Raw genomic sequence first — 360 nt, forward strand, 5'->3', positions numbered from 1 at the left:
ATACAGTTTCACTCGACCAACCCAAATACGTCGTTTACGACATTCAGTTTGACCAACTTGAAGATGACGAAATAAATCACTAATTTTATGATTCTTGGCTAAGTGATTGGTCACAATAAAGTTTTTTAACACGTATACAGAAGTTAATGTCATTTTCAATTAACCATGTAAACCATTTCTCACCGATAAATTCTCTGTCTGCAAACACATTCACAATACGATCTTTACCAAAATTTGCATGTGACTTGTTCCACTTTAGATATTTGTTTAAGATGAGATGTAACTCATTGAAATGTGTCATCATATTCGTCGTCAGAAAACAAGTATTATGCCATTATTTCAATGAGTTATCTTTTTTTG

General features: G+C 31.9%; 1 pseudogene. It reads right to left on the reverse strand.

From position 1 onward, the window contains the following. A pseudogene (locus ACEWB7_RS18790) lies at window positions 1-232 on the reverse strand (transposase); the annotation flags it as partial. Between the last annotated feature and the right edge of the window lie 128 nt (window positions 233-360).

Origin of the sequence: Acinetobacter sp. NIOH-H-8 (genome assembly GCF_046635365.1) — a bacterium.
In the GTDB taxonomy this organism is placed as follows: domain Bacteria; phylum Pseudomonadota; class Gammaproteobacteria; order Pseudomonadales; family Moraxellaceae; genus Acinetobacter.